The sequence below is a fragment of the Chromobacterium haemolyticum genome (assembly GCF_009936155.1).
GTDB lineage: Bacteria > Pseudomonadota > Gammaproteobacteria > Burkholderiales > Chromobacteriaceae > Chromobacterium > Chromobacterium haemolyticum.
On the sequence record NZ_AP019312.1, the window covers coordinates 2,808,536 to 2,828,522 of the forward strand.

Annotated in this window: 7 protein-coding genes; 6 read left to right on the forward strand and 1 reads right to left on the reverse strand. The window is 64.5% G+C overall.

The genetic code is table 11. From position 1 onward, the window contains the following. The first annotated feature begins 81 nt into the window (after positions 1–81). The 3 genes from GYH29_RS12800 to groL all read left to right on the forward strand — a co-directional run bounded on the left by GYH29_RS12800 (position 82) and on the right by groL (position 2,838). Positions 82–708 carry a hypothetical protein gene (locus GYH29_RS12800; RefSeq protein ID WP_019104383.1) on the forward strand — a complete coding sequence of 209 codons (627 nt, stop codon included), beginning with the start codon at positions 82–84 and terminating at the stop codon, positions 706–708. Between the two features lie 166 nt (positions 709–874). Next, positions 875–1,192 (forward strand): co-chaperone GroES, encoded by a 318-nt coding sequence (locus GYH29_RS12805; protein ID WP_019104382.1) that lies wholly within the window; start codon positions 875–877, stop codon positions 1,190–1,192. A 29-nt stretch (positions 1,193–1,221) separates the two neighbouring features. Continuing rightward, positions 1,222–2,838 (forward strand): chaperonin GroEL, encoded by a 1,617-nt coding sequence (groL, locus tag GYH29_RS12810; RefSeq protein ID WP_161523873.1) that lies wholly within the window; start codon positions 1,222–1,224, stop codon positions 2,836–2,838. A gap of 324 nt (positions 2,839–3,162) precedes the next feature. Here groL and GYH29_RS12815 read toward each other — a convergent pair whose 3' ends face one another. Further along, positions 3,163–6,528: an EAL domain-containing protein gene (locus tag GYH29_RS12815; RefSeq protein WP_161523874.1), complete on the reverse strand. Its 3,366-nt coding sequence runs from the start codon at positions 6,526–6,528 to the stop codon at positions 3,163–3,165. Positions 6,529–6,837: 309 nt separating this feature from the next. On the opposite strand from GYH29_RS12815, the gene GYH29_RS12820 reads away from it, so the two are divergent. From GYH29_RS12820 to GYH29_RS12830, 3 genes are all read left to right on the forward strand, one after another. Further along, positions 6,838–9,555 carry an MHYT domain-containing protein gene (locus GYH29_RS12820; RefSeq protein ID WP_161523875.1) on the forward strand — a complete coding sequence of 906 codons (2,718 nt, stop codon included), beginning with the start codon at positions 6,838–6,840 and terminating at the stop codon, positions 9,553–9,555. 293 nt (positions 9,556–9,848) lie between these two features. Further along, a complete protein-coding gene (locus GYH29_RS12825) occupies positions 9,849–10,073 on the forward strand; it encodes an MbtH family protein (RefSeq protein ID WP_019104006.1) in 225 nt (74 codons plus the stop codon). Positions 10,074–10,278: 205 nt separating this feature from the next. Next, positions 10,279–19,836 carry a non-ribosomal peptide synthetase gene (locus tag GYH29_RS12830; protein WP_161523876.1) on the forward strand — a complete coding sequence of 3,186 codons (9,558 nt, stop codon included), beginning with the start codon at positions 10,279–10,281 and terminating at the stop codon, positions 19,834–19,836. Positions 19,837–19,987: the final 151 nt, after the last annotated feature.

A 19,987-nucleotide genomic window follows, 5' to 3' on the forward strand; every position in this document is an offset into this window, starting at 1 on the left:
ACCAGGTTGGCGCTTGCCTCATGCCGGCAATCTTTTTATCGTTAATACATGTCTTCGCATCCATTGTCATGGAGTGTTGCCGTGGAGTTATTCGATACCTTGTCCGCTCAAATCCGCCATATGCGCCTGCCGCTATTCGCGGTCAGTCTCAGCGCGGTGCCCTTTCCCGATACCCCCTTGCTGTTGATGCTGCATTGGCATGGTTTCCGCCGCCCTGAGCCCGACCGCGGCCAAAATGGCGAACCCTTGCTTCGGCAAGTGCCGGCATCGGCCTTGCAACTGACGCGCAGATGGGACGCTCTCTCCCTGATAGAAGAAGACATTCTGGACGCGGCCTGGCAGCTGGGCGCCTGGAACCTGCTGCGCGACGAGCGGCGCGGCTGCAACACCATAGGCGCGGCCGCAGGGGAAGAGCTGGCCTGCCGCCAGGCTTTCGGCGATCTGCCACCTATCGCTGGAGAGGAAAGTGTCTTGATGGAAGCGCCCGACGGCCCGGACCTGATGCGGCTGGCCTCCCGTCGAGGCTATGTTTCCTGGCAGTTCCGCCCCGTACACGGCGGACTATGGCGCGACCTGGCCGAAGACGACACCCTGGGCGAGGAAGGCCTGCGCAAACCACCCTGCCCCCTTAGGCCGCGCGTCTGCCATGGAGGCAAGGCAAGCAGAACGGAGTACCGTTTTGGCCGTGTCGAGCGCATCATTTTGTAGTCTCGTTTTTTCTGCAAAAAACCTCTTGAAAAGTTTTTGGCCCGCCCTTACTTCGTCTTTGGTCAGCCGTACCGGCTGACTTTGACCGGTAAGCGTGGGCCATTTCGCGCCTGCCGCTCGGTCTTACCAACCGTTTCCAATGATCTGAATCGCACAGGAGATTGATATGCAAATCCGTCCTCTGCACGACCGGATTATCGTCAAGCGGATCGAGAAAGTCCGCCAGACTGCTTCCGGCATCGTCATTCCCGATAGCGCCGCTGAAAAACCGGAACAAGGCGAAGTTCTCGCCGTGGGCCCTGGCAAGCGTCTGCAAGACGGCACATTGTTGCCGATGCAGGTGCAAGTGGGCGACCTGGTTCTGTTCGGCAAATACGGCGGCCAGACCGTCAAGCTAAACGACCAGGAATACTTGGTGCTACGCGAAGAAGATGTCTTCGGGGTTGTTGAAGACGCCCCCCAATCCGGCCGCAAGGCTGCCTGATTTCCTACAATCATCACAGGAGTTAAACCATGGCTGCGAAAGAAGTCCGCTTCCACGACAACGCCCGTGAGCGCATCGTCAACGGCGTCAATGTGCTGGCTAATGCCGTCAAAGTCACCCTGGGCCCGAAAGGCCGCAACGTATTGTTGGCGCGCAGTTTCGGCGCGCCGCACATCACCAAGGATGGCGTGTCGGTTGCCAAGGAAATCGAACTGAAGGACCCATTCGAGAACATGGGCGCCCAGATGGTAAAAGAAGTGGCGTCCAAGACCGCCGACGTGGCGGGCGACGGCACCACCACCGCCACTGTGCTGGCCCAAGCCATCGTGCAGGAAGGCATGAAGTATGTCGCTTCCGGCATGAATCCGATGGACCTGAAGCGCGGCATTGATAAAGCCGTCCAGGCCGTAGTGAAAGAGCTGCAAACCCTGTCCAAGCCGGTGACCAACAGCAAGGAAACCGCCCAAGTCGCCGCGCTGTCCGCCAACTCCGACGAGTCCATCGGCAAGATCATCGCGGATGCCATGGAGAAAGTGGGCAAGGAAGGCGTGATCACTGTGGAGGACGGCAAATCCTTGGACAACGAGTTGGCCGTCGTCGAGGGCATGCAGTTCGACCGCGGCTATCTGTCGCCCTACTTCATCACCAACCCGGAAAAACAGACCGCCGTGCTGGAAGATCCGCTGGTGCTGCTCTACGACAAGAAGATCAGCAATATCCGCGATCTGCTGCCGGTGCTGGAGCAAGTGGCCAAGGCCGGCAAACCGCTGCTGATTGTAGCCGAAGACGTGGAAGGCGAAGCGCTGGCCACCTTGGTGGTGAACAGCATGCGCGGCATCCTGAAGGTGGCCGCCGTGAAGGCGCCTGGCTTTGGCGATCGCCGCAAGGCCATGCTGGAAGACATCGCCATCCTCACCGGCGGCACTGTCATTTCCGAGGAAACCGGGCTCACGCTGGAAAAAGCCGGCCTGCCGGAGTTGGGCAGCGCCAAACGCGTGGAAATCGGCAAGGAGAACACCACCATCATCGACGGCGCGGGAGACAAGGCCAAGATCGATGCTCGCGTTCAGACCATACGTGCCCAGATCGATACGGCCACTAGCGACTATGACCGCGAGAAACTGCAAGAGCGCGTGGCCAAGCTATCTGGCGGCGTGGCGGTCATCCGCATTGGCGCGGCTACCGAAGTGGAAATGAAAGAGAAGAAAGACCGCGTGGACGACGCACTGCACGCTACCCGCGCCGCAGTGGAAGAAGGCATCGTTGCCGGCGGCGGCGTCTCCCTACTGCGCGCGCGAGCCCACATCAGCGGCTTGAAGGGCGACAACGCCGACCAGGATGCAGGCATCCAGATCGTGCTGCGCGCGCTGGAAGCGCCTCTGCGCGCTATTGCCGCCAATGCCGGCGACGAGCCTTCGGTGATCGTCAACAAGGTTCTGGAGGGCAAGGGCAGCCACGGCTACAACGCTGCCAGCGGCCAGTTTGGCGACTTGGTGGAAATGGGCGTGATCGACCCGACCAAGGTGACGCGCACCGCGTTACAAAACGCCGCTTCCATCGCCAGCCTGATCCTGACCACGGACGCCACCGTGGCCGAAGCGCCGAAGGACAGCAAGGAGCAAGTGCCGACAGAGTTGGATTATTGATCCGCTGACCTGGTCCTCTTCCATCATTTGCCCGCGCTTACGCGCGGGCTTTTTTATTCCCAAAATCTTAGTGCTATCGTGACCACAGCGATGTCGGCCCTCTTGTAGTTTTACCTTAGAACCAGTTTACGATCTGCTGCGCGTCGGCGATACGGCGTTAAAAACAAGCTCAAAATGCTCATGTACCACTCGACCATTCCGCTTTTTAGATCGTTTTCGCCTTGTCTCGCCCTTGCTCGCGAGACTTTGAACAGGCTCTTAGCCGCTAACAAACCCCTGTTATAGACTCGAAGCGCCGGGCTCCAAACAGGAAGCCTCCCGACACTATGGCGCCCGGAAAGAGCTAGTCCAGGCGACAAACTCCTCTGCCGGCATTGGCGAGGCGATGAAGAATCCCTGCGCAAAATCACAACCCATTTCGCGCAGGCTCTGCCAATCCTCGGCGGACTCTACGCCCTCCGCTACCACTAGCCGTCCCAGGTCGTGCACAAGTTCGATGGTGGATTTCACGATCATGGCCGAGTCTTTGTCCTGCGACATGTTCATTACGAAAGACTGATCAATCTTTATGTAATCCACCGGCAATTTCTGTAAATAGCTCAGCGACGAGTAACCTGTGCCAAAATCGTCCACATACAGTGCGGCACCGGCGCATCGCAGCTCTTGCAGCAAGGCCAGCGCCAACTCCGGATCCAGCATCATGGAGCTTTCCGTGATTTCCAGCTCCAACAAACCGGTGCGAATCGAACGCTGCTCCTGCCAAAGCCGCAGCTTGTCCGGCAAGGTGTCATCCTGCAGATTGCGCACCGATAGGTTCACCGCGATGGGCAGCATTAGCCGCTGTCGCTGCCAGACTTGGAGTAAATCCAGCGCTGCAGTCACGACCCACTCGGTCAACGGGTGGATTAAACCGGACCGTTCCGCGATATCGATGAAGGCGCTGGGCGCCAACAAGCCGTGCCGCGGATGCTGCCAGCGCACCAGCGCCTCGGCGCCGCAGACCTGGCCGTCGGCCAAGCTGACCTTGGGCTGCAGATAGAGTCGCAGTTCGCCCTGCACTATGGCGTGGCGTAGCTCTCTGGCCAGCACCAGCCGCTCGGCTTGCGTCTCGGCTTTGCCCGGCTCGTACAAGTAATACGCCACCCCTCGCTGCTTGGCCTGCTGTGTAGCCTTGTCCAAGTGGCGCAACAAATCGTGTACGTTCCTTCCATGTTGAGGGAACAGCACCATCCCCACTCGTACAGCAACATCCAACGTCAGCCCCGCCACTTCAAAAGCTGTAGTCATCGCCCAATTGACCGCAGTGACCAAGACCAGTGCCTCCTGTCCGTCCGCACCGGGAAGCAATACCGCAAATTCGTCGCCTCGCACGCGTGCGGCTAACGCGGCAGCCGGCAGACAGGCCGTCAGGCGCGCACCAAACTCACGCAATACTTGATCTCCCTGCGCAAAGCCAAGTACCTCGTTGATTTCTCCCAGACGCTCGATATTGAATTGCAGCACGGCCAGCGTGCGGTCCTCCTGGCTTGCGTGCACTAGCTCCAACGTCAGCGCCTCTTCAAACTGCAACATATTGGGCAGGCCAGTCAGTTGATCATGGCGCAGCATTTGCTGCATGGCGACGCGGGCCTGCTCTCGTTCCCTCTGTGCCCGCAAGGAGCCGATGCCGAATGCCAGGTCGGCACTGGCCTCGATCAGCAAATCAATCTCATCATCGTCAAAGGTATCCGCCTGCCTGTCGTAAATGGTCAATGCGCCGATAACGCGGCCATCCACCTGCAACGGGCAGGCCAAGCCGGATGCCGCCCCATGCAGCATGGCCCGCAGCGCCTCATACCGGTTGTCGCTTTGCATGTCGCGCGCCAGTTGCACCTTACCGGTGCGCACTGCGGTGGGCGTGATGCTGATGCCGCCGACGGCGTCGGCCCTGCCCAGAACGATACCCGCCAGCTCAGTCAGCTCGCCGGCAAAACCGCATTGAGCCATCGGCTGTATGCCTTGCGCATCCGCGTCGCCATACCAGATCACCGCCGTGCTATAACCGCCGGCCTCAACGATGGCCCTGCAACTACTATCCAGCAATTGCTGCTCATCCTTGGCCCTCAACATGGCGCGATTCCCCGCGCTCAGGGTACGCAGGGCGCGGGAGACATGCTCTAGCTCGCGTACTTGTTGTGATAGCTCGCTGTTAAGCAACTGGATATGCTCCTCTGCCGCCTTGCGCTCGGTGACGTCGATGCCCAGCACGTAATAACCGATCACCTCCTCCTGCTCATTGTGCTTGGGCACATAGCGTATGTTTTGCCAAACCCCCGGGAAAGGCTGCCAGTCATAGTTCAGCGGCTCGCCCGCCAGCGCTTTGTCAATGTACGGGCAGGCTATGGCATAACGCTCTTTCCCCAGAATGTCCTTCACCGCGCAACCGGTGATGCTCACGCGCTCAGGCGCAAAGCGCTGCCGGTACTGTTCGTTGACATACACATAGACGCGATCGGCATTGACATAGGCGATCAGCACCGGCACCGCGCTGAGGATGGCGTCCAGATGCGCTTCGCTTTCCACCAAGCGCAAGGACCGGTCCTGAACCCGCTCGGTAAGTAGTGCATTCTGCGCAAGTATGGTCCGCCGGGCATCCCGTTCCGCAGTGGAATCGCGGAAGACAACCACCACGCCATTCAGCAAGTCGCTACCGGCGATAATCGGCGCTACGGTGTAGCTGATCGGACATTGTTGGCCATCCCGCGCCACCAGTTCCCCATGCAAGGACTCCGGCATGTACTGGGTCTGCGCTACCATCCTTGTACCGCAGGCGAACAAATCGATGGGCCGTTCGTCTTTATCCCGCCGCACGGTCAATACCTGTGACAACGGCAATCCAGCGGCCTCGGCGGCAGGCCAACCTGTGAGGGTCTCGGCTACTCGGTTACAACGGATAACCAACCCACAGGCGTTGACGGAGACTACCGCATCCCCAATCGAATGCAGCGTGGCGGCCAGATTTTCCTCACTGGATGCAAGCGCTCTTCGGCTGATGTTGAGCGCCCGCCATTGCCGACGCACCATGAAATAAGTCCCGCCCAGCAGCAAGAAAAGCGTGATGCCGCTCACGGTGTTCCACCATATTTGCCACTGCTGCGAATGCTCGTAATCGGCCAGCCGCCCCTCTAGCACGCGGTGCTCTTCATGGTCCATTTCGTCCAGTAAGCTATAGACCTGCGTGCGGGTGGAGCGTAGCGGCGCGCTCGTGGCGTAGGCGCTGGCCGCGGCTCTACCATAGTGACGGTACAAACGCTCCACCTCGCGAGAGATTGCCACCCGTTGAGTGACGACCCGGCGCAGAGCCATCCAGCGATCAAGCTGCCTGGGATTGTCGCCGATTCGTGCGCGAATCTGCGTCAGTAACCGCTCGCGCTCCTCAATTGCCCTATCGCGCTCTTTTAGATTGGATTCATCACCTGTCAGGCGAAAGTTCTGGGTGCTGATTTCCGCATGCACGGTAAAGCCGCGGATATGAGCCAACTGGTCCGCGACCATCACGCTGTTCGTCAGCCAGCGCGCTGCTTGCTTAGCGCTGTCCACAACTTTCCAAATAGAAAACGACAGCACAGCTACAAACAACATGGAAACGGTAATGACTACTCGCAGCTTGGCTTCAAATCGGTCTGGCAAGATCTCCACTCCGGCATACATACACCTATCGATATCTTCTATAGATAGTAAAGTTCACCCCGGTAAAACAAGACTTTGGGTAGAGGTTTGGACTTCCCCGGCTCCCGCATACGCCCCAGAATCATGTCTTTGACATGCCAATCCTCCATGTATAAAACCTAGTCGCTGTAGTTGCCAAAGCAGCGCTAGATTCCCGCATTGCGCGGGGTGGCGGATGGAATAACCTTCCTGCACAACGCTGGTGCGACAATGTCTCCATTGTCTATACCGGAGGAAAGCCCCTGCGGCTAATTGGCATAGCGTGAAGAAGCTATTGAAAATGGGGAGGTCATGCTCGGCTCGTTTTTCATTGACGCTTACCAGTCCTATTTGTTTTTGCCAACCAGATACAACTTGTGGCTGGTGGCGCTCTCCTTACTGGTGGCCATATTTACCTCTTGCTTGGCGCTGCAGATAGCCGGCTTGGCTCGCGAAGCCAGCGAGCGCTGGCTGCGCTGGGTCGCTCTTGCCACCGGCTCTTGCGCAATGGGCGGCGGCATATGGGCGATGCATTTTGTCGGCATGCTGGCCTTCAGCATTTGCAGCACAATCCAGTACGCGCTGCTTCCCACTCTCTTGTCCATGCTGCCCGCCGTCGCCGCGTCGCTCATTGCCCTTCACTTACTGTCTCAGCCCAAAATCGACGGGAAACAGCTATTGATCAGCGGGGTGCTGGTGGGAAGCGGCATCGGCACCATGCACTACTCCGGCATGGCGGCCATACGCATGACGCCGCTGCTCCGTTACGACCCCTCGTGGTTCGCCATTTCAATCTTGCTCGCCGTGCTGCTAAGCACCTTGTCGCTATGGATACGCTTTGGTCTGGACAGTAAGAAAATCGGCAAGGGAGGGATGACGCTGCTCAGCGGCGTGGTCATGGGGGTTGCCATTGCGGGTATGCATTATTTCGGTATGGAGGCCGCCCGCTTCATCGGCACGCCGGACCCGGCTTTCCACAGCCCCTTTGAAGACAATGCGGGCTTGGCCGTCGCCATCGCCATCACGGTGCTCCTGCTTGGCAATATCGTCTTCGCGTGCAATGTGTTGTTGCGGTACCGCCCCTTGTATCAAAGAACACTAAGCAACGAGCTGAAGCTGCAAGCCACGTTCAACACCTCGTTGGACGGCATCATCACCATTGACGAGAAGGGCTGCATCTTGAGCGCCAACCCCGCGGTGGAAAGACTGTTTGGATGGCAGGTGGAAGAGTTGCTGGGCAAGAGCATCAATCTGTTGGTGCCGGAACCGCACCGCGCCAAACATGATCGCTCTCTTGCCGATTATATGGAAACCCAGATCACGAAATTGATTGGCCGGGAACGCGAGGAGATGGCGCTCAAAAAGGACGGCAGTCAGTTTCCCATCCGCTTATCGATAGGCAAGGTGCTGCTGCCCGAGCAAGTTATTTACGTCGGCTTCATCGGCGACATCAGCGCGCGCCACCGCATCCAAAAGGAGCTGGAAGAGCGTGAAAGCCAGTTTCGCACCTTGATCGACAACATCCCCGGCGTCGCCTTTCGCAGCCATTCCCAGGAGCCGTGGAAATCCATATTCATCAGCGAAGACATAGAAAAACTATGCGGCTGGCCGGCCAAATCCTTTCTGGACGGCCGTATTCAGCTACTGGATATCGTTCACCCGGAAGACAAGGAAAGGGTTTGTGAAACCATCCGCTACGCTTTGGAGCAGCATCAGCTTTATATCGTCGAATACCGCCTGCTCGGCCTGAATCAAGAGGAATGCTGGGTATTGGAAAGCGCCCGCGGCGTATACGACGACAACGGCGCGCTGCTGTTGATTGACGGGGTGATCCTGGATATTTCGGAGAAAAAAGCAGCGGAGTTCGCTTTGATTGAAGCCAAAAACCGCGCGCTTTCCGCCGTTAAATCCAAAAGCGCCTTTTTGGCCAATATGAGTCATGAAATCAGGACGCCGATGAACGCCATCATCGGCTACACCGATTTATTGCAAGACACGGAGTTGGACGACAAGCAGAAAAGCATGCTCAAAACCGTCAACCACTCCGCCAAGAGCTTGCTGGGCCTGCTTAACGATGTTCTCGACACGGCAAAGCTGGAGCAAAACGCGCTGGAGTTGGAAGAGGCGCCCTTCTCTTTGCGCGAAGTAGCGGAGCACGTGATCGATATCCTGCAGCTGAGCGCCAGCAAGAAGGGCATCTCCCTGCATCTGAAATATCCGGCCATTATCCAGCAGGTCTTTATTGGCGACGCTTTCCGGGTGCGGCAGATCTTGATGAACCTGGTGGGCAACGCCATCAAGTTCACCGCTCAGGGCGGGGTCTGGCTGACGGTGCTGTCCGCGGAAGAAAACGTGGTCGTCATCATCCGGGACAGCGGCATTGGCATGAGCCAGGACACCCTGGCCAAGCTGTTCGAACCCTTTTCCCAAGCGGACGCCTCGACCACCCGCCGCTTTGGCGGCACCGGCCTGGGCACCACCATCGCCTTGCAGCTGGCGCAGAAAATGGGCGGCCGGATAGAGGTGCAAAGCGCCCTCAACAAAGGCTCCGTCTTTCAGGTTTACCTTCCCTTGCGCCCGGCGCCGCTTGACGCCTTACCCTGCCAGGATCCACCCGATACGGAGTTCAGCTCCGCCCCCCTGCCTCCCTTGAGCATCCTGGTGGCCGATGACGACTTAATCAATTTGGACATCGTCACCGTCCTGCTCGAAAAATACGGGCACCGGATCTACACCGCATCCAACGGGAAAGAAGTAATCAACGCGTGGCAGCACCATGATATAGACCTCATCCTGATGGACATTCAAATGCCGGTGATGGACGGCATCACCGCCTGCAAGTTCATCCGCCAGGTGCATCCCGACAGCGACAAACGCGCCACGCCCATCATCGCTTTGACGGCCGGAGCGTTTCAGGAGGATCGCGAAGCGGCCATGTCTGCCGGCATGGACGGGTTCATGACCAAACCCATAGACATCGGCCGGCTGCAGGATGAAATCGAACGCGTGATGAAGCGCATGGCGGGCTAGGCGCCGGCATTGCACGATGAGCGCCCCTTCAAAACGCTCATGTTCCGTATGCGCCTTCCGCTCCGCCAGGGCTTTGCATCCGGTCTCGCACCAGCTCGCCGGACTTTGAATAGCCTACAGGTTAGAGCCGTCGGCCCCTTTCGTTTTTGCTGGTTCCGCCTCGCCATAGTTCATTTATTGCGATAAAACCATATTTATTTAATGACATTTTCATTTTGTGTTGATATGCTGTTCGGATATTTCTGCAAATTGATGCAGACAAACCTCATGAGAGAGTCACAGGGAGAAGTGTCATGGCGAACCCGTTCGACAATAAGGAAGGCGTTTTTTTCGCCCTGATCAACGATGAGGGCCAGTACTCGCTCTGGCCCGAGTTCGCTCCTGTTCCGGAGGGTTGGCAAGCCTGTTTCGGCCCCTCGGACCGCCAGTCCTGTCTTGACCATATCGAACAAAACTGGATAGACATGCGGCCCGCCAGTCTGGCACGCGCTCAGGACGCCTTGCTCTCCACCGGCTGATTCCCGCCCCGGCTCAAGGGGGCCATGCCGAGACGCACCCGCTTTCAAGACAAAGCGCGGCGTTTCTCTATCCGTATTGCGGCGGCGCGCTCGCCGCGGCCCCTCGACAGCCATCCCGCTCCACACCGAAAAAATCGCCGGCCGGCCGCGCATGCGCGGAAGGTTGCGGCCTCACGCCTGTACCGCAAGCCATCCAAGGTGCGATATGAACGACAACGCCGTTTTCCCCTCCCGCAATCCGCACACCGCGGCCGCTTCCGCCGAAACCTTCGCCGCCCTGTTCGCCCGAAGCGCGGCGGACCATCCCGACGCCATCGCGCTGCAACACGGCGCACGCACGCTTAGCTACCGCGAACTGGACGACCAGGCCAATCGTCTGGCCCATTATCTGCGGGAACTGGGCATAGACCGCGAAACGCCGGTGGGGCTGTGCCTGGACCGCTCGCCCGAGCAGATCATCGCCATGCTGGCTATTTTCAAGGCCGGCGGCGCGTATTTGCCGCTGGACCCCGACTACCCGCGGGAAAGGCTGGCCTACATTCTCAACGACGCCATGCCGGCCGCATTGCTGACGCGGGCCGCGCTGACCGAGCAACTGCCGGTTCACTGGGCTCGGGTGGTGGAACTGGATACCGAACAGCCCATGTGGCAGGCGCAGCCGGAACAGGCGCTTCCTCTTCTCGATTCCCCGGACCAGTTGGCTTATCTGATCTACACCTCCGGCTCCACCGGTCAGCCCAAGGGCGTGGCGGTGACTCACCGCGGCATAGGCGCTCTGGCGCGCGCCCAGAGCCGGCGCTTCGACATAAGCCCCGGCGCCCGCGTGCTGCAATTCGCGTCTTCCAGTTTCGACGCGGCCTTCTCCGAAGTCGCCATGACCCTGCTTTCCGGCGCCTGCCTAGTCACCGCGCCGGCGGCGGAACTGACGCCGGGCGCCGCGCTGGCCGACTTGCTGGCCCGTCAGAAAATCAGCCATCTGACGATGCCGCCCAGCGCGTTGGCCCTCATGCCGGACGGCGGCATCCCGCCCCATTGCGGCCTGATCGTCGCCGGCGAGGCCTGCCCGGCGGCCCAGGTGCGGCGCTGGTCAGCCGGCCGGACCATGCTGAACGCCTACGGCCCCACCGAGGCCACCGTGTGCGCGACGATGAGCGGCCAGATGCGGGACGATGAGCCCGCCGATATCGGCGCGCCGCTGCCCGGCGTCCAGGTCTACGTGCTGGACGACGCCCTGCGACCGCTGCCGCCGGGCGTCGAGGGCGAGCTGTATCTCGCTGGCGGCGGGCTGGCCCGCGGCTATCTGGGCCGGCCGGCGCTGAGCGCCGAGCGTTTCGTAGCCAATCCCTTTGGCCCCGCCGGCAGCCGCCTGTACCGCAGCGGCGACCTGGCGCGGCTGCGCGCCGACGGCTCTCTGGACTACCTGGGACGGACGGACGAGCAGCTCAAGCTGCGCGGCTACCGCATCGAGCCCGGCGAGATCGAACATCTGCTGACGCAACAAGCCGGCGTGAGCCAGGCCGTGGTCCGCCTGCGCGAAGACTTGCCCGGCATCAAACAACTGGTCGCCTATGTCGTTTCCCGCGCCGGCCTGCAAGCCGACGGCGCGGCCTTGCGCGCGGCGCTGGCCGAGCTATTGCCCGACTACATGGTGCCGGCGGCGGTGGTGCCGCTGGAGCGCCTGCCGCTAACGCCCAACGGCAAGGTGGACAAACAGGCGCTGCCCGCGCCGGATTTCGACGACGCCGACGCCGGCGAGGCGCGGAACTGGCTGGAGAAAACGCTGGCCAAGCTATACGTGGAAGTGCTGGGAGTGTCCAGGGCGGGTCTGGGCCAAGGCTTCTTCGACCTGGGCGGCGACAGCATCAGCGCCATTCTGCTGGTCAGCCGCGCCCGCGCCCACGGCCTGCAATTCAGCCCGCAGGATGTTTTCGACCATCCCAGCATCGAGCGTCTGGCGCTCCGGGTCCGCCCGGTGGAGCCCGACGCGGCGGCGGGCGAATTGCCGCCGGTCAGCGCCGCGGACCTGGAAAGCATCCGCGCCCGCTATCCGGCGGTCAGCGCGGTGCTGCCGTTGTCGCCGCTGCAGCGAGGCCTGCTGTTCCATCTGTTGTACGACGAGGGTCAAAGCGACGTCTACCTGATACAGATGGGCTTCCAACTGGACGGCCCGCTGGAAGCGGACAAGCTGCGGGCGGCCGCCGAAGGCTTGCTTCAACGCCATCACCATCTGCGCGCCGCCTTCTCCGCGGATGGCCTGGAGCAGCCGGCGCAAATCGTACTGGAGCGCGTGGAGACGCCTTGGCGCGAGCTGGACCTGTCCGCGTACCAGGCCGATGAACAGTTGCGCGTCCTGGAGCGGCTGCGCGCGGACGACTACGCCGCCGGCGTGGACCCGGCGCAAGCGCCGCTGCTGCGTTTTACCCTGACCAAGCTGGACGCGGAGCGCCATCAACTGCTGTGGAGCTTCCACCACCTGCTGTTCGACGGCTGGTCAGTGCCGGTACTGCTGCGCGAACTGTTCGCCCTCTACCGCGGCGACGAGCTGCCGCCCGCCATTCCCTACCGCGACTACCTGGCCTGGCTGCATGTACGGGGCCGCGACGCCGCCAAGCGCCAATGGATTAACCATCTGGCGGAACTGGAGCAGCCGACGCGTCTGGCGCCGAGCGCGCAAAAAAGCCGACAGCTGCCGCGCAACCACAATGTGACGGCGGACCCGGCGGTCTACGCCATGCTGGAGCGGCTGGCCCGCCGGCAGGGCCTCACCCTCAACACCTTGCTGCAAGCGGCCTGGGCCATTCTGCTCGCCCGCCTAACCTCCGCCGACGACGTCGTCTTCGGCGTCACCGTCTCCGGACGCCCGCCGGAACTGCCCGGCGTCGAACGCATGGTCGGCCTGCTGATCAACACCGTCCCGCTGCGCCTGCGGCTGCAGCCCGAGGAAACTCTGACCGCCCTGCTGCAGCGCCTGCAAGCCCAGCAGGCCGCGCTGATCGAGCATCAACACCTCAGCCTCGCCGAGATCCAGCAGGCGGCCGGCCTTGGCGATTTGTTCGACACACTGCTGGTCTTTGAAAACTATCCGATCGCCGACGACGACCGCCGCGTGGACGACGCGCTGTCCATCGGCTATCTGGGCGGCCAGGGCGTGGACACCTCGCACTACCCGCTCAGCCTGTGCGCCGTCCCCGGACCCGCACTCGAGCTGCGCTTCGGCTACCGGCCCGACCTCTTCTCCGCCGATGCCGTCGACAGCATCGCCCGGCAACTGCTGGAACTGCTGCGCCTGATCGCCGAACAGCCCGAGCTGCCCCTCTCACGCCTCCAGCCGGCCACGCCGGCCCAACAAGACGCGCTGGCCGCCTGGAACCGCACCGACGCCCCGCTGCCCGCCGCCACCCTGACCCAGTTGCTGGAACGCCAGGCGGAACTCAGCCCCGACGCCGAGGCGCTGCGCTTCGACGACATCGCCCTCAGCTACCGCCAGCTGCATCAGCGCGCCAACCGCCTCGCCCGCCGCCTGCGCGCCGACGGCGTCGGACCCGAAACCCTGGTCGCCGTCGCGCTGCCCCGTTCCGTCGATCTGGTGGTGGCCCTGCTCGCCGTGCTCAAGGCCGGCGGCGCTTATCTGCCGCTCGATCTCGACTATCCGGCCGAGCGTCTCGCCTTCATGCTGGCCGACGCCCAGCCCGCCGTGGTCCTGTCCCGCTCCGAGCTGCTGGCCGGCCTGCCGGTCGAACGCGCGCTGTGCCTGGATCTGATCGACGACGCGCTCGAGACGCTGTCCGACGCGCCGCTGGACCTCCACGACGATGACAGACATCCGGCCTATGTCATCTACACCTCCGGCTCCACCGGCCGCCCCAAGGGCGCCGTCAACAGCCATCGCGCCATCGTCAACCGCCTGCTGTGGATGCAGCACGCCTACCCGCTGGCCGACGACGACGTGGTGCTGCAGAAGACGCCGTCCAGCTTCGATGTCTCGGTCTGGGAATTCTTCTGGCCGCTGCTCGCCGGCGCCTCGCTGCTGCTGGCCCGGCCCGACGGCCATCGCGACCCCGCCTATCTGGCCGAGCTGATCCGCCGCCGCGGCGTCACCACCCTGCATTTCGTGCCGTCCATGCTGGACGCCTTCCTGCTGGAGCCCGCCAGCGCCGGCTGCGCCAGCCTGCGCCGCGTGCTGTGCAGCGGCGAAGCCTTACCCGCGCCGCTGCTGGCCCGCGCCGCCCAAACGCTGCCCTGTCCGCTGCACAATCTCTACGGCCCCACCGAGGCCGCCGTCGACGTCACCGCCTGGACTTGCGACCCGGCGCGCGACAGCCGATCGGTGCCGATCGGCCGCCCGATCTGGAACACCCAGCTCTTCGTGCTCGATTCCATGCTGCGGCCGCTGCCGCCCGGCATCCCCGGCGAGCTGTACCTCGGCGGCGTCGGCCTGGCGCGCGGCTATCTGCGCCGTCCGGCTCTGACTGCCGAGCGCTTCGTCGCCCATCCCTTCGCCGTCGGCCAGCAGCTGTACCGCACCGGCGACCGCGTCGTCCGCCGCGAGGACGGCGCGCTGGAATACCTGGGCCGCCTCGACCACCAGGTCAAGCTGCGCGGCCTGCGCATCGAGCTGGGCGAGATCGAAGCCGCGCTGCTGGACCAGCCCGGCGTCGCCCAGGCCGTGGCGCTGATCCGCGAGGACGCGCCCGGACAGCGCCGGCTGGTCGCCTATGTGGTGCCTGCCGCCGGCATCGAATCCGACGTCGCCCGCTGGCGCGACGCGATGGCCGCCCGCCTGCCCGACTACATGGTGCCCGCCGCCTGGGTGGCGCTGGACGCGCTGCCGCTCACGCCCAACGGCAAGCTGGACCGCCGCGCCTTGCCGGCGCCGGAACTGACGCTGGCCGAGCACCGCGAGCCGGTCACCGAGAAGGAAAAACTGCTGGCCGAGGCCTTCGCCCAGACCCTGGGCCTGGAGCGCGTCGGCCTCGACGACAGCTTCTTCAACCTCGGCGGCGACAGCATCAGCTCCATCCAGCTGGTGAGCCTGGCCCGCAAACGGGGGCTGAGCCTGACGCCGCGCCAGGTGTTCGAACAGCGCAGCGTCCGCGGCCTCGCCCTGGTCGCGACCGAGGCATCGGCCCCGGCCGCCGAAGCGCGCGCCGACGCGCCCTTGCTGCGGCTGGAGCCGGCCGAAATCGAGCGCCTGAGCCGCCGCCACCCCGGACTCGCCGAACTGCTGCCGCTGACGCCGCTGCAGCAAGGCCTGCTGTTCCACGCGCTCTACGACCACTCCGCCGCCAACCCCTATGTGGTGCAGATGCGCATCGAGCTGGACGGCGCGCTGGACGCCGCCGCCTTGCGCCGCGCCGGCGAAGGCCTGCTGCGCCGCCACCCGCACCTGCTGGCCTCCTTCATTCACCACGACACCTTGCAGCCGATGCAGGCGCTGAGCCTGGACGGCGCCGCGCCGTGGCGGGAAGCCGATTTGTCGGCGCTGAGCCGAGACGACGCGCGCGCGCGGCTGGAAGACATACAGACAGCCGATCATGGAGAGAGCATGCCGCCGGACCGCGGGCCGCTGCTGCGCTTCACCCTGATCCGGCTGGCGCCGGAGCGCCACCTGCTGCTCTGGACTTTCCACCACCTGCTGCTAGACGGCTGGTCCCTTCCCGTGCTGCTGGAAGAGCTGTTCGCGCTCTACCGCCAGGGGGAGGCGGCCGCGCTGCCGCCGGCGCCGGCCTACCGCGATTATCTGCGCTGGCTATCCGGCCGCGACCGGGACGCCGCCCGCCAGGCCTGGAGCGAATACCTGCGCGGCGTGGACGAGCCCACCCTGGTGGCGCCGGGCCTCCCCGCCGCCGAGCGGCGGCCGGATCTGCACACCGCCGCGCTGTCGACAGAGCTCAGCGCCGCGCTGGCCGCCCAGGCGCGGCGTCGCGGGCTGACCCTCAACACCCTGGCCCAAGCCGCCTGGGGCCTGCTGTTGGCGCGCCTGACCGGCCGCGACGATCTGCTGTTCGGCATCACCGTGTCCGGGCGAACCGCGCCCTTGGAAGACATCGAGAGGCTGCCGGGCCTGCTGATCAACACCGTGCCGCTGCGTCTGAAACTGGAGCCGTCGACCACGCTGGCCGGCTTCTTGGACGATCTGCAATCGCGCCAGGCCGCGATGATGGAGCATCAGCACCTCGGACTCGGAGACATCCGGCAGCTGACGGACATGGAAGAATTGTTCGACACGCTGATGGTGTTCGAAAACTACCCGCAGCTCGACGCGCTGCGCCAAAGCCGCGCCGGCGACGGCCTGAGCGTGCGTCCCGTCGAAGGCTTGGGCGGCGACGTGTCGCATTACCCGCTGGGCCTCTGCGTGGTGCCGGGGGAAAGGCTGGAACTCCGGCTGGGCTGCCGCGCCGACGCCTTCCCGCCGACGGCGGCCGAACGCCTCCTCGCCAGCCTGTCGCGCCTGTTCCAGGCGCTGGCGGGCGATCTTGAGCTGCCACTGGCCAGCTTGCGCTGGCTGGACGAAACCGAAAGCCGCCAGCAGGACGGCTGGAACGCCACCGCGCGCGCCACGCCATCGGCGACGCTGCCCGAGTTGTTCCGCCGACAGGCCGAGCTAACGCCGGACGCCGTCGCGGTCTGCGCCGGCGACCTTCGCCTGAGCTACCGGCAGCTGGACCGGCAATCCAACGCGCTGGCCCACCGCTTGCGCGCGGCCGGCGTGACCGTGGAAACGCCGGTGGCGCTGTGGCTGCAACGCGGTCCTCTGTTGCCGGTGGCCATCCTGGGCGTGCTCAAGGCCGGCGGCTGCTATATACCTCTGCACACCGCCCAGCCGGAAGAACGGCGGGCCTGGACCCTGACCCAGTCGCGCGCCGCGCTGCTGCTGGCCGACGAGGCCCCGGCGCCGGCCATGCTGCCGCCGGGCCTGCCGGTGCTGCGGATAGACGGTCCGTCCGACAGCGCCGAGCGCCCGCCCCGCCTGGAGCTGACCCCCGACGCGCTGGCCTATGTGATGTACACCTCCGGCTCCACCGGCGTGCCCAAGGGCATTGCCATCAGCCACGCCAACGTCAGGGATCTGGCGCTGGACCGCCGCTGGGAGGGCGCGTCCCAGAGCAAGGTGTTGCTGCACTCTCCGCATGCCTTCGACGCCGCCACCTACGAGCTGTGGGCGCCCTTGCTGCACGGCGGCCAAGCAACGCTGGCGCCGCCTTGGGACAACGACATCGACTCGCTGGCGGACGTGCTGCAGCGGGAAAGCGTCAGCGCGGCCTTCCTGACCACCGCGCTGTTCAACCTGCTGGCCGAGGAGCGGCCGGACTGCTTCGCCAGCCTGCGCACGCTGTGGACCGGCGGCGAGTCCGCCTCGCTCCGCGCCTTCCAGCGAGTGCGGGAGCGCTATCCGCAACTGGAGCTGGTCCATGTCTACGGCCCCACTGAGACCACCACCTTCGCCACCTGCTACCCGCTGCCGCGCGATCAGACTCTGGCTGCGTCGCTGCCGATAGGCGCGCCGATGGACAATACCCGCGCCTATGTGCTGGATTCCGCGCTGCGCCCGCTGCCAGCAGGCGCGCCCGGCGAACTCTACTTGGCCGGCAGCGGCCTGGCGCGCGGCTATCTGAATCAGCCGGCGCTCAGCGCGGAGCGCTTCGTGGCCAACCCCTTCGGCCCCGCCGGCAGCCGCTTGTACCGCAGCGGCGACCGGGCGCGCTGGCGCGCCGACGGCCAGCTGGAGTTCCTCGGCCGCGCCGATCAACAAATCAAGCTGCGCGGCTTCCGCATCGAACTCGGCGAAATCGAAGCCAGGCTGCGCGAACACCCGGCAGTATCCCAGGCGCGGGCGGTGCTGCGCGAGACGGACGGCGCGCCGCGCCAGCTGCTCGCCTATGTCGCCCTCCACCCCGGCGCCGACATCGACCCGTCCACGCTCAGACAAGCCCTGGCGGCGCAGCTGCCGGACTATATGGTGCCAGCCGCCGTCGTCGCGCTGAACGCGCTGCCGCTGACCCCCAACGGCAAGCTGGACCACCGCGCGCTGCCGGCTCCCGAGCTCCAGGCCGGCGGCGACCGGCGGCCGCCGCGCAGCGACGCCGAACGTATCCTGGCCGGACTGTACGCCGAGCTGCTGGGCCTGGACGAAGTCGGTCTGGACGACGGCTTCTTCGATCTCGGCGGCGACAGCATCGCCTCCATCCTGCTGGTCAGCCGCGCGCGGCGGCAAGGCTTGCTGCTGAGCCCGCGCGAGGTCTTCCTCCATCCTCGGGTAGAGGCGCTGGCCGCCGTCGCTCGGCCGGTCGCCGCCATCGCGGCCGAGGACACCGCGGAAGGCCCGCTGCCGGCGACGCCCATCATCCGCTGGTGGCTGGAGCGCGGCGGCCCGCAAGGCGGCTTTTACCAATCCATGCTGCTGCAAACCCCCGCCGGACTGGAACAAGCCCATCTGGCGAAGGCGCTGCAAGCCTTGCTGGATAAACACGACGCGCTGCGGATGCGGCTGGACGCCGACGGCGGCCTCAGCGTGCCACCGGTCGGCTCGACATCGGCGCAAGATTGCCTGCGCCGCATCGCGGCGGACGCGCATCTGGAGATCCCGCCGGCCGACATCGCCGCCGCGGCGCGGCAGTTGGACCCCGCCGCCGGCGCCATGCTGCGGGCGTTGTGGCTGGACGCCGGCCCGGACGCGCCGGGCCGGCTGTGGCTCGGCATCCATCACCTGGCGGTGGACGGCGTCTCCTGGCGCATTCTGCTGCCGGACCTGGCCTCCGCCTGGCGCGACGTCCAGGCCGGCCGGCCCATCCAGCTCGATCCGGTGGCCACCTCCTTCCGCCGCTGGGCGCTGCTGCTGAACGAGGACGCCGTCCGCGCCGCCCGCGCGGCCGAAACCCCGATGTGGGCCGCTATCCAAAGCCAGCCCGACCCGCTGTTGTCGCCCTGCCCGCTGGACCCGGCGCTGGACACGGCCGGCACCAGTCGGCGTCTGAGCGTGGGGCTGCCCGCCGCCGTCACCACCGAGCTGCTGACCCGGGTGCCGGCGCTGTTCCACGCCGGCATCAACGACGTGCTGCTCACCGGCTTCGCGCTGGCGGTGGCGCGCTGGCGGCAAGACCAGGGACGGAGCGACGGCACCGTCGTGCGCCTGGAGCTGGAAGGCCATGGCCGCGAAGAGCTGGGCGAGCATTGCGACCTCTCCCGCACCGTGGGCTGGTTCACCAGCCTGTTCCCGGTCTGCCTCGATCCCGGCGTCTCCGCCGCCGCGGCCCTGGACGACGCCGCCGTGCTGGGCGACGCACTGAAACGGGTCAAGGAGCAATTGCGCGCGCTGCCGGACCGGGGCCTGGGTTACGGCTTGCTGCGCTATCTCAATCCAGAGACCGCCGCCCGGCTGAGCGGCGCGCCGCCGGCTCAGCTCGGTTTCAACTACCTGGGACGCTTCGCCACGCCGGCGCGCGGCGACTGGATGCCGGCGCCGGAAGCGGCCGGGCTGGACGGGAACAGCGATCCTTCGGTGCCGCAGTCCCACGCCATCGAGCTCAACGCCGCCACCCACGACGGCCCGGACGGACCGGAACTGGTGGCCACCTGGCTGTGGGCCGGCCGCCTGTTCGACCGGCAGGAGATCGAGAGGCTGGCGGAGGACTGGTTCGACGCGCTGCGCGCCTTGGCCAGGCTGGGCCACGCGCCGGACGTCGGCGGCAGCACGCCGTCCGACCATCCCCTGGCCGGCGGGCTGTCGCAGGAGGAGATAGACCTGATCGAAGCCGGCTTCTAAGAGCCTGTTTACGATCTGCTGCGCGTCGGCGATACGGCGTTGAAACCCGCTTCGAAATGCTCATGTACCACCTGTACATTCCGCTTTCTCAGCGGTTTTCGCCTTGTCTCGCCTTAGCTCGCGAGATCGTAAATACGCTCTTAAGAACCGG